Annotated in this window: 12 protein-coding genes; 9 read left to right on the top strand and 3 right to left on the bottom strand. The window is 73.4% G+C overall.

Annotated features, from left to right (window positions below; all coding sequences use genetic code 11):
- Positions 1–61 precede the first annotated feature (61 nt).
- From AC6JBM_RS41550 to AC6JBM_RS41540, 3 genes are all read left to right on the top strand, one after another.
- Positions 62–1780, top strand: coding sequence for a potassium channel family protein (locus AC6JBM_RS41550; RefSeq protein ID WP_497979263.1), 1719 nt, complete (start codon positions 62–64; stop codon positions 1778–1780).
- A 133-nt stretch (positions 1781–1913) separates the two neighbouring features.
- Positions 1914–3155 (top strand): trypsin-like serine peptidase, encoded by a 1242-nt coding sequence (locus tag AC6JBM_RS41545; RefSeq protein WP_497979262.1) that lies wholly within the window; start codon positions 1914–1916, stop codon positions 3153–3155.
- 65 nt (positions 3156–3220) lie between these two features.
- Positions 3221–3937, top strand: coding sequence for a phosphatase PAP2 family protein (locus AC6JBM_RS41540; RefSeq protein WP_497979261.1), 717 nt, complete (start codon positions 3221–3223; stop codon positions 3935–3937).
- Here the strand turns inward: AC6JBM_RS41540 and nagA are convergent.
- Positions 3901–5013, bottom strand: coding sequence for an N-acetylglucosamine-6-phosphate deacetylase (gene nagA / locus AC6JBM_RS41535; protein WP_497979260.1), 1113 nt, complete (start codon positions 5011–5013; stop codon positions 3901–3903). The two genes, AC6JBM_RS41540 and nagA, sit on opposite strands and share 37 nt — an antisense overlap.
- A complete protein-coding gene (locus AC6JBM_RS41530) occupies positions 5010–5951 on the bottom strand; it encodes an ROK family protein (protein WP_350609944.1) in 942 nt (313 codons plus the stop codon). The genes nagA and AC6JBM_RS41530 overlap by 4 nt, the downstream gene beginning before the upstream one ends.
- 185 nt (positions 5952–6136) lie before the next feature.
- Between AC6JBM_RS41530 and AC6JBM_RS41525 the strand changes: the two genes are divergently transcribed.
- Genes AC6JBM_RS41525 through AC6JBM_RS41510 form a run of 4 tightly spaced genes read left to right on the top strand, consistent with a single transcriptional unit; the run spans position 6137 to position 8795 of the window.
- Positions 6137–6922 carry a DeoR/GlpR family DNA-binding transcription regulator gene (locus AC6JBM_RS41525; protein WP_497979259.1) on the top strand — a complete coding sequence of 262 codons (786 nt, stop codon included), beginning with the start codon at positions 6137–6139 and terminating at the stop codon, positions 6920–6922.
- Between the two features lie 49 nt (positions 6923–6971).
- Positions 6972–7457, top strand: a complete 486-nt coding sequence (locus tag AC6JBM_RS41520) for a SigE family RNA polymerase sigma factor (RefSeq protein ID WP_497979258.1) — start codon at positions 6972–6974, stop codon at positions 7455–7457.
- Positions 7454–8392 (top strand): hypothetical protein, encoded by a 939-nt coding sequence (locus AC6JBM_RS41515; protein WP_497979257.1) that lies wholly within the window; start codon positions 7454–7456, stop codon positions 8390–8392. Before AC6JBM_RS41520 ends, AC6JBM_RS41515 begins: the two co-directional genes overlap by 4 nt.
- A 28-nt stretch (positions 8393–8420) precedes the next feature.
- Positions 8421–8795, top strand: coding sequence for a DUF3263 domain-containing protein (locus tag AC6JBM_RS41510; protein ID WP_497979256.1), 375 nt, complete (start codon positions 8421–8423; stop codon positions 8793–8795).
- 18 nt (positions 8796–8813) lie between these two features.
- Here the strand turns inward: AC6JBM_RS41510 and AC6JBM_RS41505 are convergent, their stop codons facing one another.
- Positions 8814–11066 (bottom strand): AAA family ATPase, encoded by a 2253-nt coding sequence (locus tag AC6JBM_RS41505; protein WP_497979255.1) that lies wholly within the window; start codon positions 11064–11066, stop codon positions 8814–8816.
- A 77-nt stretch (positions 11067–11143) separates the two neighbouring features.
- Here AC6JBM_RS41505 and AC6JBM_RS41500 point away from each other — a divergent pair, with 77 nt between their 5' ends.
- Positions 11144–13843: an alpha/beta fold hydrolase gene (locus tag AC6JBM_RS41500; RefSeq protein ID WP_497979254.1), complete on the top strand. Its 2700-nt coding sequence runs from the start codon at positions 11144–11146 to the stop codon at positions 13841–13843.
- A gap of 85 nt (positions 13844–13928) precedes the next feature.
- On the top strand, positions 13929–14804 hold the full coding sequence (locus tag AC6JBM_RS41495) for an ABC transporter permease (RefSeq protein WP_497979253.1): 876 nt from the start codon (positions 13929–13931) through the stop codon (positions 14802–14804).
- The last annotated feature ends 39 nt before the right edge of the window (positions 14805–14843 follow it).

Raw genomic sequence — 14843 nt, 5'->3', positions numbered from 1 at the left:
CGTTCAGGCGATCACCCGTCCGTGGTCGATCGAGCCGGTCGCCGGGCCCGAGCGACACATCGTGCACGCGCCTGCGAAGCGGGTCGTGGTGTGCGGGGACGATCCCCTGGCGGTGCGGCTGATCAATGAGCTGATCCTGCAGTACGGGGTGCACGTCACCGCCATCCTGCCCAGCACCCGGCGGCGGTACGGCCCCGACATCGCCCGGCTCGTGGCCGAGCACGGCGGCCGGGTGATCGAGGCGGAGAAGCCCGACACCGAGGCGTTCGAGCGGGCCGACCTGGCCGGGGCCGACGCCCTCGCGCTGGTCAAGCAGGACGACATCGGCAACCTCGACGCGGCCCTGCAGGCGCAGGAGGTCAACCCGCGCATCCGGCTGGTGATCCGGATGTTCAACCTGCGCCTCGGGCACAGCGTGCGGCGCAACTTCGCCGACGTGCGGGTGCTCTCCGACGCCCAGATGGCCGCGCCCGCCTTCGTCTCCGAGGCACTGGGCGAGGTCGCGCCGGTGCACGTCCGGGTCGCGCAGCGCACCCTGTTCGTGGCCCGCCGCGCCGAGGTCCGCCCCGAGGACGTCGTCTGCGGCCTGGCCCGCACCCGGGCGGAGGACGAGCCCGAGCTGTTGCCCCGGGGGGACGCCGATCTGGTCCTGGCCGTGGCCAACGGCGAGCGCGCCGCCACGGTGGTCGAGCGCGGCGAGCGCCCGGACCGGCCGCCCGCGGTGCGCGAGAGCCGGTTCCGCCGCTGGTGGCGCCATCAGCTGCGCCATCCCCTGCGCGCGCTGCGCGGCCTGGTGAGCCGCAAGCTCTGGCTGACCGCGCTCGTGCTGGTGGTCATGCTCGTCGCCGGCACCGCGGTCATCGCCCACTACAAGCACGTGAGCTGGTGGAACGCCGCCTACGTGACGCTGCTGGCCGAGCTGACCGGGGCGAGCCCCGAGCTCGAGTCGCACTGGCCCGAGAAGGTGGTCACCACCCTGCTCGGGCTGGTCAACGTGGCACTGATCCCGGTGATCACGGCGGCGGTGGTCGAGGCGGTGGTCAACGCGCGGCTGGCGCTCGCGCTCGGCCGGCTGCGCGAGCCGGTCTCCGGGCACGTGGTCGTGGTCGGGCTCGGCAACGTCGGCACCCGCGTCATGCACGCCTTCGTCGACCTCGGCGTGCCCGTGGTGGTGATCGACCGCAACGAGAACGCCCGCGGCGCGGAGGCTGCCCGCAGCCGCGGGGTGCCGTTCATCGTCGGCGACGCGAGCAACGTCGAGACGCTGCGGGCCGCGTCCGTGGACACCTGCCGGGCGCTGGTGGTGGTCTCCACCGACGACCAGGCCAACCTCGAGGCCGCGCTGGAGGGCCGCACGCTCAAGCCCGACCTGCGGGTCATCCTGCGGCTCTTCGACGGCCGCTTCGCCGACCGGGTGCAGCGCGCCTTCGGCATCACCGCCTCGCGCAGCGTGTCCTTCCTGGCCGCCCCCGCCTTTGCCGCCGCCCTGCTCGAGCGGGAGGTGATCGGCACCATCCCGGTCGGCCGCCGGGTGCTGCTGCTCGCCGAGGTGCCGATCGTCGCCGGCTCGCGGCTGGACGGGAGCCCGGTCGAGGCGGCCCAGGACGTCGGCGAGGTCCAGGTCCTCGCGGTCGCCACCGACGAGGAGCGCCGCACGGTCTGGGCCCCGCCGGGCACCTACGTGCTGCGCGCCGACGATCTGCTGACCGTGGTAACGACGCGGGTGGGGCTGGGTGGCCTTCTGGCCCATACCGGTGGGACGGTCGACCGCATTTCCTAACCAGGCGGTCAGAGCGGCCGGATCCCGATCCCTTGTGCGGGGATCGGTCGTTGAATGGGCGGATCGCCCGATTTAACCCGCCCTCCGGCGGGCGTATCCCTTCTGCTCTGCGAACCCATGGAAGGACGCGCTCATGCGGCGTAAGTCGTTGCTGGTGGCAGGGGTCTGTGCCCTGCTCGGAGTCACCGGGGCGGGGGTCGCCATGGCCTCCTCCGGCTCGCCGCAGCCGCAGAGAGCGCCGGCCGCCGCGCCGCAGCTGCGCCTGTTCCACGACGTGTCGGGGCTCGAGGAGCCGGGCGCGACCCAGACCGGCGTGCTCGAGTCGGTGACCGGCGGCAGCATCGAGCGGGCCGCGTCGCGCACGTTCACCTACGCCGGCGCCGACTACGTCAAGGTGCACTTCTCGCGGCTCGCGCTCGGCGACGGCGACAAGGTCGTCGTGAGCGACGCGAGCGGGGCGGAGCAGTACGAGTACACCGCGGAAGAACTGAGCGGATCCGACAACTGGACGATGTCCGTGTCGGGCGACCGCGCGGTCGTGCGCGTGCGGAAGGCGGGCAAGGACGTCTTCGGCATCCGCTCGCGGCTGGCCAGCATGGGCGTGACCGTCGACAAGGTGGCCCGCGGGCAGACGGCGACCGAGCGCGCCAAGGCCGACGCCGACCGCAAGGCCGCGCTCGCCGCCGCGCCGCACGAGGAGAGCATCTGCGGCCGGGCCAACGAGACCGAGAACGCCGCCTGCTACAAGTCGTCGGACCCGGTGGCGTACGCCAACTCGAAGCCGGTCGCGCGGTTGCTCATCAACGGGGTGGAGCTGTGCACCGCGTGGCGGGTCGGCACCCAGAACCGGATGCTGACCAACCACCACTGCTTCACCACGAGCCGCGAGGCGCGCAGCACCGAGGTCTGGTTCAACTACGAGTGCGCGCAGTGCAACGGCGGCAACACGCTGCGCCCGGTCAAGGTCATGGGCGACCAGGTGCTCGCGACCGACGACATCCTCGACTACACGCTGTTCAGCGTGAAGAACTTCGCGCAGATCCAGCAGTTCGGCTACCTGCAGATCGACGACCGGGCGCCGGTGCGCGGCGAGGAGCTCTACATCCCGCAGCACCCGCGCGGCGCCCCGACGGTGATCACCAGCCAGGACAGCACCGAGCGCAGCGGCAACTGCGCCGTGAGCGACCCGTCCTACGACGGCTACGCCGCCAACACCGACATGTCGTACTACTGCGACACCGACGGCGGCTCCTCGGGCTCCCCGGTCATCTCCCGCCGCACGAACAAGGTCATCGCGCTGCACCACTTCGGCGGCTGCCCCAACTCGGGCGTGCGCATCGACCGGATCGCCGCCCAGCTGCGCAACCTCATGTAGAGAACCTGTGCACGAAGGGCCCGGGCGACCGGGCCCTTCGTCGTGTTCGGGTACCGTTTGCCCTCGTGCGCATCGAGCTTCGACCCGTCCGTCCCGCCGGCTGGTGGCTCGACGCGCTGCTGCTCGCGGGCTTCGCGCTCATCACGATCCTGCTCGCGGCGAAGACCCCGCTGCTGGGTCTGGATCTCGCCGTGCGCGACTTCGTCGACGCGCACCGGCCCCGGTGGTTCTACCTCGTGCTGCGCGGGGGCAACCTGCTCGGCCAGGGCGGGGCCGTCCTGACGCCGCTGGTCGCGATCGTCGCCTTCTTCATGAGCCGGGCCCGGCACACGGTCCGCCCGTTCCTGCCGCTCATCGGGGCCGAGCTGATCACCTACGTGACCATCGGCCCGGTGAAGCTGTGGACGGACCGCACCGCGCCGAGCAACCACGTGCTCAGCCATCCCGAGTGGCTCTTCCGGATCGACTCGGGCATGTCCTATCCGTCGGGCCACGTCATCAACACCATCGTGTTCTACGGCGTGCTTGCCACCCTGCTCACCGGGGTGCTGCGCCCGGGGTTCGTGACCGCGATCCGCTACACGGTCCCGCTGGTGGTCCTGTTCACCACGACGTATCTGAGCTTCCACTGGCTCACCGACGGGCTCGCCGCGCTCATGGTCGGCGTGCTCCTCGACCGGATCCTGCGGCGGGTGCCGTGGGACGCGATCCCCCTGGGCGTTTTCAAGAGTTGGTCCGGCCCGTTCTACGACACCCAGGAGCCGGCGCGCATCACGCGCTGAACGTGCAGCTCCGCGTCGAGCAGCACCAGATCCGCGGTGGCGCCCTCGCGAAGCTCGCCGGTGGCGTCCAGGCCGATCGCCCGGGCGGGCGTGCCCGAGGCCATCCGCGAGGCGTGCACCAGCGACAGCCCCGCGCCCACGGCCCGGCGGAACGCGCGGTCCATGGTCAGGGTGCTCCCGGCGATCGCCCCGTCGCGGGTCAGCCGGGCCACGCCCTCGGCCACGTCGACGGTCTGCCCGCCGAGGTCGTAGGTGCCGTCGGGCATGCCGGCCGCGGCCATGGCGTCGGTGATGAGGGCCGCGCGGGCCGGGCCGGTGACCGAGGCGGCGAAGGCCAGGGTGCCGTCGTGCAGGTGGATGCCGTCGGCGACGAACTCGCAGACCACGCCGGCCGCGCCGAGCAGGGCGAAGACCGGGCCGGGCTGGCGGTGGTGCGGCGGGCGCATGCCGTTGAACACGTGCGTGCCGACCGTCGCGCCCGCCTCGACGCCGGCGAGCGTCTCCTCGTAGGTGGCGTCGGTGTGCCCGATCGCGGCGACGACCCCGCGCTCGACCAGCAGGCGGATCGCATCCAGGGCGCCGGGGAGCTCGGGGGCGACCGTCACCAGCCGTACCGCACCCTCACCCGCGTCGATGAGCGACTTGAGCTCGCCGAGGTCCGGGTGGCGCAGGTGGGCCGGGTTCTGGGCGCCGCAGCGGGCCTGGGACAGGTACGGGCCCTCGAAGTGGATGCCGGCGATCGGGCCCTCGGCCGCGAGCGGGGCGAACGCCCTGGTGGCGCTCATCATCAGCTCCGGCGACGAGGTGACGAGGCTGGCGAGCATCGTGGTGGTGCCGTGGCCGAGGTGGTACGCGGCCGCCTTGCGCGCCTCGTCCGCGTCGCCGGTGGTGAAGGTCGCGCCCCCGCCGCCGTGCACGTGGATGTCGACGAACCCGGGCACGACCAGGGCGGCATCCGTTGCCTGGCCGGAGGGCGACTCGCCGACCTCGGCGATCCGTGAGCCCTCGACGCGGACGAAACCGTTGTCGATGACGCGGCCGCCCGCGACGACCCGGACCCCGGATACCACTGTCATGCGGTGCTCTCCTTCATGTGCAGGTGGTCGAGCGCGATCAGGGCCGCGCCCAGGCAGCCGGCCTCGTCGCCGAGCGCCGCGCGGGTGATCTCGGGCTCGCGGTGGAACGTCACCCGCGCGTGCACGCCGGCCCGCAGCGGTGCGAGCAGGGCCTCGCCGGCCTCGGCCAGGCCGCCGCCGAGCACGATCACCGCCGGGTCGAACAGCGCGATGCCGGTCATGAGCCCGTCGGCGAGGGCGTCGATCGTCTCGCGCCACACCTCGACCGCGGTCGCCTCGCCCTCGGCGGCCAGGCGCGCGACCTCCTCGGCGGTGGCGGTGCGGCCGGCCTGCTCGGAGTAGCGCCGGCCGACCGCCGACGCCGAGGCGATCGCCTCCAGGCAGCCGCGCTGGCCGCAGCCGCACTCCGGGCCGCCCGGGCGCACCACGATGTGGCCGATCTCGCCGCCGGCGCCGTGCCCGCCCGTGTAGACCTGCCCGTGCACCACGTTGGCCGCGGCGATCCCGGTGCCGATCGGGATGACGAGCACGTAGTCGCGGCCCCGCCCGGCGCCCAGCCGCGCCTCGGCCAGCCCGCCGGCCCGCACGTCGTGGCCGAGGGCCGCGGGCAGCCCGAGGCGGGATTCCAGCAGGGCCTGCAGCGGTACGTCCCGGAAGCCGACGTTCGCCGCCCAGACCGCGATGCCGTTGACCTCGTCGATGACCCCGGGCACCACCAGCCCGGCGCCGACCGGCTCCAGCCCCTTGGCCCGCGCGGTGGCGGCGAGCCCCTCGGCGATGTCCAGGATGGTCGCGATGACGGCCTCGCCGCCGCGCTCGGCCCCGGTCGGGTGGCGCTCGGCGTGCTGCACCGTGTGCAGCGCGTCGCCGTCGGCGCCGACGAGCGCGCACTTGATGCCGGTGCCCCCGACGTCCAGAGCGATCACGGTCTGCGTCATGTGCGGCTCTGTCCTCGCCCCATCGTTACTGTGAACAAACCTTCCGGTTGGCGCATCATCGCGCACCGGCCGTCGGGCTGCAACTGTCGCCCATCCGTTGGTTCGAGCAGTTGCCTTTGCGTTTACCGGCCGTTTCGCGCATTATTGTGCACACATCTCGCACCGTACGCGCAGGGAGGGGCCGCGTGGACCGTTACGCGCGCTGGAACGCGCTCCTCGAGATCCTCACGGACAGCGGCCGGATCAGCGTGGAGGACGCGGCCGAGCGCCTCGACGTGTCCCAGGCCACCATCCGGCGCGACTTCGATCAGCTCGCGCAGCAGCAGATGATCACGCGTACCCGGGGCGGGGCCGTCGCCAACGGGGTGTCGTACGACCTGCCCCTGCGGTACAAGACGGCCAAGCACGCCCCGGAGAAGCAGCGCATCGGCACGGCCGCGGCGGCCCTGGTCTCGCCGGGCATGGTGGTCGCGCTCAACGGCGGCACCACCACGACCGAGGTCGCCCGCGCGCTCGCGGTGCGCCCGGAGCTGACCGGGGGCGTGGACGACGCCCAGCTCACGGTGGTCACCAACGCGCTCAACATCGCCAACGAGCTGCTCGTGCGCTCGCGGATGAAGATCGTGGTCACCGGCGGCGTGGTCCGCCCGCAGTCCTTCGAGCTCGTCGGCCCGCTCGGCGGCAACATCCTGCGCGACGTCACGCTGGACATCGCGCTGCTCGGCGTCGACGCGCTCGACGTGACCCTCGGCGCCGCGGCCCACCACGAGGGCGAGGCGGCGATGAACAGCCTCATGGTCGCCCGCGCCCGCCGGGTCGTGATCATCGCGGACAGCTCGAAGCTCGGCGGGCACGCCTTCGCGCGCATCTGCCCGATCGACCGCATCGACACCCTGGTCACCGACTCCAACGCGACCGATGCCACGCTGGGCGCCTTCCGCGAGGCCGGCGTGAAGATCGTCACCGCCTGACTCCACATTTCCCGGCTCCACCCGCGTCATAGGGGCGAAGGGGGCGCCGGTGGAATTCGAGGAGTTTCTCAGTGCACGGCTGGCCGCGCTGCTGCGGTACGCCACCGTGCTCGCGTGCGATCCGCATCTCGCGGAGGACATCGTGCAGGAGGTGCTGTCCCGCGTGCAGACCCGCTGGGCGCGGATCAGCGCCGCCGATGTGCCCGAGGCGTACGTCAAGCGCATGATCGTCAACGAGCTCGCCTCGTGGCGCCGCCGCCGGGCGGCCCGGGTCGTGCCCATGTCCCTGTCCGCCCTGGACACCGTCGGCGCCCCGCTGGACGACCCGGCGACCGCCGTCGACGAGCGCGACGCCATGATCCGCCGCCTGGCCGCGCTGCCGGTGCGCCAGCGGATCGTCATCGCCCTGCGCTACTACGAGGGCCTGTCGGACCCGGAGATCGCCGACCTGATCGGCTGCCGCCCGGCGACCGTCCGCAGCCACGCCGCCCGCGGCCTCGCCACCCTGCGCGAATATTCGAGGAGCACGACGTGACCGACGAACCGCTCATCCACGCCGCCTTCGAGGCCATCGCCGCGACCGCGCCGCCGCCCGAGCGGGTGCGCGCCCGGATCGCGGCCCGGGCCCGGGTCCACCGCCAGCGTCGCACGCTCCTGGTCGGCGCGGGTGCCCTCGGCGGCGTCGCGGCCGTGACCGCCGTGGGCGTGCCGCTGCTGGCCCGCTCCGGCTCCGGCGTTCCGGCCGGTCCCGCCGCCCCCTCGGTGGCGGCCGGCACCGCGTTCCGCTTCGGCCCCGGCTGGCTGCCCGACGGGGTCTCCGAGCAGTATCGCCAGGTCACCGTCGTGCCCTCGGACGCGGCGTTCTTCGGCTCGCGGCGCAGCTGGCTGCCGCCCGGCGTCGCCTACCCGGAGGACCACTCGCTGGCGCCCGGCATCACCCTGACCATCGGCGAGCGGTTCGGCAACGCCGACGCCGGCGAGCCGGTCACCCTGGGCCAGGCCCGCGGCCGTCTCGCGGTGACGGACATGGCCACGGTGTCGTGGGAGCACGAGGGGACGCCGATCCGGGTCACGGCGTATCAGCTGCCGAACCAGGCCGACCTCGCCGTGCGCGTCGCCCGCTCCCTGACCCGCAGCACTTCCGCGCTCCCGATCAACCTGACCGTCGGCTTCCCCGCCCGCTTCGGCGGCCGGCTGACGCTGGCCGTGCACCCGCGCCCCGGCGGCTGGCTGACCTCGCTCACCTCGGAGACGCTCGACCGCACCCGGTCCGCCATGGTGCTCGCCTCGACGGGAGAGGCCCCGAAGCACACATATGCCCAGGTCGGCCGCCCCGGAGGCATCACGCTGTGGGTTGCGGACGAGCAGGATCCCAGCGCCAACTTCACCCGGGACGAGGCGGACCAGGCCCTGATGGACCTGGCGTTCAGGGACCCGGACCTGAGCTGGGTCGGCGGCCGCGTTGCGTAGCGGGTGATCGAGGCCCTCACCCGATAGGGTGGTCGGCGTGGGTGAGGTGCGGAGGTTGCGGCGCGACGACGTCGCTGCTGCCCGCGTGCCCGCGCAACCGTCCACAGAGGACATCGACGACTTCCTCGACGGCGACGAGCCGGCCCCGGCGCCGGACATCGCGGTCGCCGAGGAGCCGGCCGAGCTCGACGAGCGCGGCAAGGGGATCCTGGCCTTCGAGAAGCGGTGGTGGCGGCAGGCGGGCGCCAAGGAGCAGGCCATCCGGGACACCTTCGGCCTCAGCGCGACCCGCTACTACCAGCTGCTCAACGGCCTGCTGGACAACCCGCTGGCGCTGGCCCACGACCCGATCGTGGTCCAGCGCCTGCGCCGCCTGCGAGCCTCGCGCGCCCGCCGCCGCTGAGCCGGCCGCGCCGGCCGCTCAGCGGGCCTGCTGCTGCTCCGCGTAGTTGGCCAGCCACTCCACCTGCGTCGGGTCGAGCGACGGCCGCACGCGCGAGCGGGCCAGCTCCACGTGCGCCGCCGTCACCTCGGTCGCGTCCAGGGACTCGCGCATGGCGGCCAGGGCCGACTCCCGCACCAGCGCCGCGCAGTCCGCGGCCGAGAAGCGGTCCAGCGATGCGGCCAGGGCGGCGAGGTCCACGTCCGGCGCGAGCGGGACCGACTTGGCCGCCGCGCGCAGGATCTCGGCGCGCGCGTCGGCGTCCGGCGGCGGCACGAAGACCAGGCGCTCCAGGCGGCCTGGGCGCAGCAGGGCCGGGTCGACCAGGTCGGGGCGGTTCGTGGCGCCGATGACCACGACGTTGCGCAGCGACTCGACGCCGTCGAGCTCGGTGAGCAGGGCCGCGACCACGCGGTCGGTCGTGCCGCCGTCGGTCGCCTGGCCACGGGTCGGGGCCAGGGCGTCCACCTCGTCGAGGAAGACGAGGGTGGGGGCGGCCTCGCGGGCCCGGCGGAACAGCTCGCGGACCGCCCGCTCCGACTCGCCGACCCACTTCGACAGCAGCTCGGCGCCCTTCACCGAGAGCACGTTGGCCTTGCCGGTGCCCGCGATCGCCTTGACCAGGAAGGTCTTGCCGCAGCCGGGCGGGCCGTAGAGCAGCACCCCGCGCGGGGGCTCGACGCCGAGGCGGGAGAAGGCGTCGGGGTAGGACAGCGGCCACAGCACCGACTCGGTCAGCGTCTGCTTCACCTCCACCATGTCGCCGACGTCGTCCAGGGTCACCTTGGCCAGCTCCAGCGAGCTCTCGGCCATCGACGTCGGCCGGACCACCTCCAGGGCGGCCTCGAAGTCGGCCATCACGACCTTCGGGGTCTCGGCCTCGCGGCGATGGCGCAGCGCGGCGCGTACACCCGCCTCCCGGGCCAGCGCGGCGAGGTCCGCGGCCACGAAGCCGGGCGTGCGGGAGGCGACGTCGTCGAGCTTCACGTCGTCGGCCAGCGGCATGCCGCGGGTGAGCACCGTGAGCTGCTCGCGGCGCAGGGCGGCGTCGGGCAGCGGCAGCGAGATCTCGTGGGCCAGCAGCTCCGGGGAGTGCAGGGCCGGATCGACCGACTCGGGGCGGCTGGTGGTGCACACGACCGCCTCGCCCTCGCGGATCAGCTCGCCGAGCAGCTGACGGAAGACGGTGGACAGCGGGCCGGGCTGGTCGCGCGGGGCGAGCGCGTCGACGTCGGAGATGAGCAGGATGGCCGGGCCCGGCCCTCGCATCTCGTCGGCGGCCTTGCGCAGCCGCCCGGCCGCGTCGTTGTTGGTCAGGGCGGCGATCTCGGGCGCCCACAGCGCCACCACCTGGGCCTCGACCTGGGCCGCGACCGCGTGCACGAGCGCCGACTTGCCCGAGCCGGCCGGCCCGGTGACCAGCACGCCGAGCGAGACCGTGGTGCCGAGCTTGGCCAGCACCTCGCCGTGGTGGAAGCCGAGGTCGAGCAGCTCGATGAGCTGTTCGCCCTGGGCGCGCAGGCCCGGCAGGTCGTCGAGGGTCGGCGCCGGACCGGCCGGGGTCACGGTCGGCGTGGCCGGGGCCGGGGCGGAGCTGGGCGTGGCCATCACGCCGCCCGGGGCGTGTGTCGCGTGGCCATGCAGCCAGCCGACCGCAGTGTCCATGGTGACCAGCGCGGCGCCGGCCGGCTCGGCCGCCTCGACGCTCAGCAGCGCGCTGGTGAACGCGTAGCCGACGGTGTTGGACAGGCTGCGCCGGGCCGCCTCGACGAGACCGCGGTCGACCATGTGGACCGCCGGCGCCGACACCGACAGGGTGCCCAGCGAGACGTCCTGGGGCAGCAGCGACACGTTGTCGCCCACCGTGACGACCTTGCCCAGCAGCGCCAGGCGCAGCATCTCCGGCGACACGACCGCCATGATCTCGGACGGCCCGGACAGCGTGACCGTCCCGGCCGCGCGCAGCGGGGCGGTCGCGACGGTGACCTGGCCGCCGTCGCGCAGGCCGAGGTTGCCCAGCAGCAGGTCGTCGGCGTAGAGCAGGGCGCGGCTGGCCCCGGGCTCGGCCACCGCGACGATTCCGGCCGAGGTTCGCCGCCCGGTGAGCGTGACCGGGTCGCCGGGGCGCAGCCCGAGCGCCGTGAGCACCTCCGGGTGCAGGCGCACGACCCCGCGGCGGGCGTCGAGCGCGGCCGGGCGCAGGCTGGCAGTCAGGGTCAAGGTCGCCGACACGCGTTCGAGCGTAGCTGTTGCTGTGAAGGGGCTGAGTCTTTCCACTTTCCGCAACATCCGGTGCGTACGTTTGGTCAATGCGATTTCGTCTCCCGAGCCTCAGCCGGCGCCAGATCATCGCCGGCGCCGTCGGGATCGTGCTGGTCGCGGGGCTGGTGGGGTGGGCCGCGGCGCCCGCGCCGAAGAGCTACCGCACCACCGACCAGATGCTCACGGTCCGCACCGGGCCCGGCGACACCGACGAGGTCACCCTCGACACGACGCTCTACCTGCCCAAGTCCGCGAGCGTGGCGGCCCCGGTGCCGGCGATCCTGCTCGCGCACGGCTTCGGCGGCACGAAGCAGAGCGTGAAGAGCGACGCCGAGTTGTACGCCGAGCAGGGCTACGCCGTCCTGGCCTGGACGGCCCAGGGCTTCGGCCGCTCGACCGGCGAGATCCACCTCGACAGCCCCGACTGGGAGGTGAAGGACGCCCAGCGGCTCATCGACTGGCTCGCCGCGCGGCCCGACATCGCCAAGTCCGGCAACGACCCCAAGGTGGCCGCGGTCGGCGGCTCCTACGGCGGGGCGCTGGCGCTGCTGCTGGCCGCCCAGGACACCCGGGTCGACGCCATCGTGCCGATGATCACGTGGAACGACCTGGTCAACGTGTTCCTGCCCGGCGGGGTGTTCAAGAAGCAGTGGGCCGGGCAGTTCTTCGGCGCCTCCGAGAACCCGGCGAACCCGCAGTGCGGGCGCTTCGCGGCCGACATCTGCCGGGCCTACCTCGACATCGCCACGACCGGGAAGGCCACCCCGGCCGCGGAGGCCCTGCTGCGCAAGTCCTCGCCGTCGTCGGTGCTGGAGAAGATCAAGGCGCCGACGCTGCTGGTCCAGGGGCAGGTCGACACGCTGTTCCCGCTCAGCGAGGGCGACGCGAACGCGCGCGGCATCGCGGCCACGGGCACCCCGGTGCGGGTCGCGTGGTTCACCGGCGGTCACGACGGCGGCACCGGCCCGCAGTCCGAGGTCGACCGGCTGAAGCTGCTCACCGGGCAGTGGCTCGACCACTACGTGAAGGGCAACGGCAAGGCGCCGGAGAACAGCTTCACCTACTCGCGCGTCTCCGGCCTCAACGCCCAGGGCCGCGGCCTGGTCACCGCCGCCTCGAAGGTGGACACCTACCCGGGCATCACCGGCGCGGGGACCACGGTGGACCTGAGCGGGCCGGCCCAGCCGATCGCCAACCCGCCCGACGGCAACCCGGCGGGGATCTCGTCGCTGCCGCTCGCCGGGCTGTCGAGCCTGCTCGGCTCCAGCGGCCTGGCCTCGGGCGTCTCGCGGGAGATCCCGGGCCAGCACGCCGACTTCGTCTCGGCCCCGCTGGGCGCCGCGCTCGACACCGCCGGCGCGCCGCGGGTCAAGATCCGCGCGGCGTCCCCGACCGGCGAGGCGACGCTGTTCGTGAAGCTCTACGACCTGCCGTCCAAGGGCACCCCGTCGATCCCGGACGGGCTGATCGCCCCGATCAAGCTGACGGGCCTGCCGAAGGACATCGCGGATGCGGTACCGATCACCGTCATCCTCCCCGCCGTCGTGCACCGCTTCGAGGCCGGCAGCCGGGTCGGGATCACCGTGGCGACCGCCGACACCGCCTACTGGTCGCCGCCCGAGCCGGTCGTCTACACCGTCGCGGTCGACGGGGCGATCACCCTGCCCGCCGCCGCCGGGACGCCGATCGCGAACCCGGACGTCATCTGGCGGTACGTCCTGGCCGCCCTCGTCGCCGCGATCGCCCTCGCGCTCGTGATCGCGCTGCTGGTGGCCCGCGGCCGGGCCCGGCGCATCGATCGCAGCGTCGACACCGAGCACGTGGACACGCCGCTCGTGGTGCGGGGGCTGCGCAAGGAGTACAAGGACTTCGTCGCCGTCGCCAAGGTGGACTTCACCGTCCACAGGGGACAGGTCGTCGGCCTGCTGGGGCCGAACGGCGCCGGCAAGACCACCTCGCTGCGCGTGCTCATGGGCCTGACCCGGCCCACGGCCGGCGAGATCCTGGTCTTCGGGCACCGGCTGCTGCCCGGCTCGCCGGTGCTGTCCCGGGTCGGCGCGCTCGTCGAGGGGCCGGGCTTCCTGCCCCACCTGACCGGGGCGCAGAACCTGGAGCTGTACTGGCGCGCCACCGGCCGGCCCGCGGCGGACGCGCACTTCGAGGAGGCGTACGACATCGCCGGGCTCGGCAACGCGGTGCACCGGCGGGTGAAGACGTACAGCCACGGCATGCGCCAGCGCCTCGCGATCGCCCAGGCCATGCTCGGCCTGCCGGAGCTGCTGGTGCTCGACGAGCCGACGGACGGGCTCGACCCGCCGCAGATCGCCGAGATGCGCAAGGTGCTGCGCCGCTACGCCACCGGCGGCCGGGCCGTGCTGGTCTCCAGCCACCTGCTCGCCGAGGTGGAGCAGACCTGCACCGACGTGGTGGTCATGCACCGGGGCGAGGTGGTCGCGGCCGGGCCGGTCGAGGACATCGTGGGCGACTCGCCGACGGTGCAGCTGGACGTCTCCGACGTCGACGAGGCCGAGAAGGTGCTGGGCGAGGTGGCCGGGGTGCGCTCGGTGGCCTGGTCCGGCGGGCGCGGGCTGGTCATCGACATCGACGGCACGCCGCGGGCCGAGGTCGTCGCGGCGCTCGTGCGGGCCGGGGTCGGCATCGACCGGGTCACGCCGCGGCGGCGGCTGGAGGACGCGTTCCTGTCCCTGGTGGGCGGGGACACCAAGGCGAGCGGAGAGCGGGAATGAGCGGTACGGAGCGAAGCGGAGTGGCCGCTCATCAGCAACACAGGTTCAGCTCAGGCCGGCGCCGGAGCGAAGCGGAGGTGTCGGCATGAGCACCACGGAGGTCGTCGGGGGCGCTGCCGGGTATCGGCCCGGCGCGACCCTCTCGCTGTGGACGGAGATCCGCCGGCAGGGCTCACGGCGGCGCACCCAGCTCGCGCTGGGCTTCATGGTGCTGCTCCCGCTGATCATCCTGACCGCGTTCCAGCTCGACAGCGGCAACTCGAACGACAACGGCGGCGGGGGCGGCGAGTTCTCCCGCCTGTCCGACCTGGCCACGAGCGGCGGGCCGAACTTCACCCTCTTCACCCTGCTCGTCTCGGCCGGCTTCCTGCTCGTCGTCGTGGTGGCGCTCTTCCACGGCGACACCGTGGCGTCCGAGGCGAGCTGGGGGAGTCTGCGGTACCTCCTGGCGATGCCGGTCCCGCGCTCCCGCCTGCTGGGCATCAAGCTCGCCGTGTCGATGCTCTACAGCCTCGCGGCGATCCTGATCCTGGTGGCGACGGCGCTCGCCGCGGGCACCCTGCGCTACGGCTGGGCGCCACTGAGCGCACCGATCGGCGGCGAGATCGCGGCCGGGACGAGCATCGTGCGGCTGATGGAGATCGTGGCGTACCTCTGCGTCACCCTGCTCGTCGTCGCCTCCCTCGCGTTCCTGCTCTCGGTGTCGACCGACGCCCCGCTCGGCGCCGTCGGCGGGGCGGTGCTCCTGCAGATCCTGTCGAACATCCTCGACCAGATCACCGCGCTCGGAAACCTGCGCACCGTGCTGCCGACGCACTACGCCGACGCCTGGCTCGGCCTGCTGTCGAGCCCGATGCAGACCGACGACCTGGTCAAGGGCACGATCGCGTCCCTGGTCTACGCCACCGTGTTCTTCTCATTGGCCTGGTGGCGCTTCCTGCGCAAGGACGTCGTGAGCTGACCCGCATTGGACGGGCCCCTACCGGCGGGTAGGGTGCCC

It is taken from the genome of Dactylosporangium thailandense, from assembly GCF_059739745.1.
Note: the sequence above shows the minus strand (reverse complement) of the source record. Positions and strands in the feature narration are given on the sequence as shown.

What these genes read in the sequence shown, in the direction of transcription:
- AC6JBM_RS41545 (WP_497979262.1), top strand. Translation starts at nt 1,914, where the DNA reads ATGCGGCGTAAGTCGTTGCTGGTGGCAGGGGTCTGTGCCCTGCTCGGA.
- nagA (WP_497979260.1), bottom strand. Translation starts at nt 5,013, where the DNA reads ATGACAGTGGTATCCGGGGTCCGGGTCGTCGCGGGCGGCCGCGTCATC.
- AC6JBM_RS41530 (WP_350609944.1), bottom strand. Translation starts at nt 5,951, where the DNA reads ATGACGCAGACCGTGATCGCTCTGGACGTCGGGGGCACCGGCATCAAG.
- AC6JBM_RS41500 (WP_497979254.1), top strand. Translation starts at nt 11,144, where the DNA reads ATGCGATTTCGTCTCCCGAGCCTCAGCCGGCGCCAGATCATCGCCGGC.
- AC6JBM_RS41495 (WP_497979253.1), top strand. Translation starts at nt 13,929, where the DNA reads ATGAGCACCACGGAGGTCGTCGGGGGCGCTGCCGGGTATCGGCCCGGC.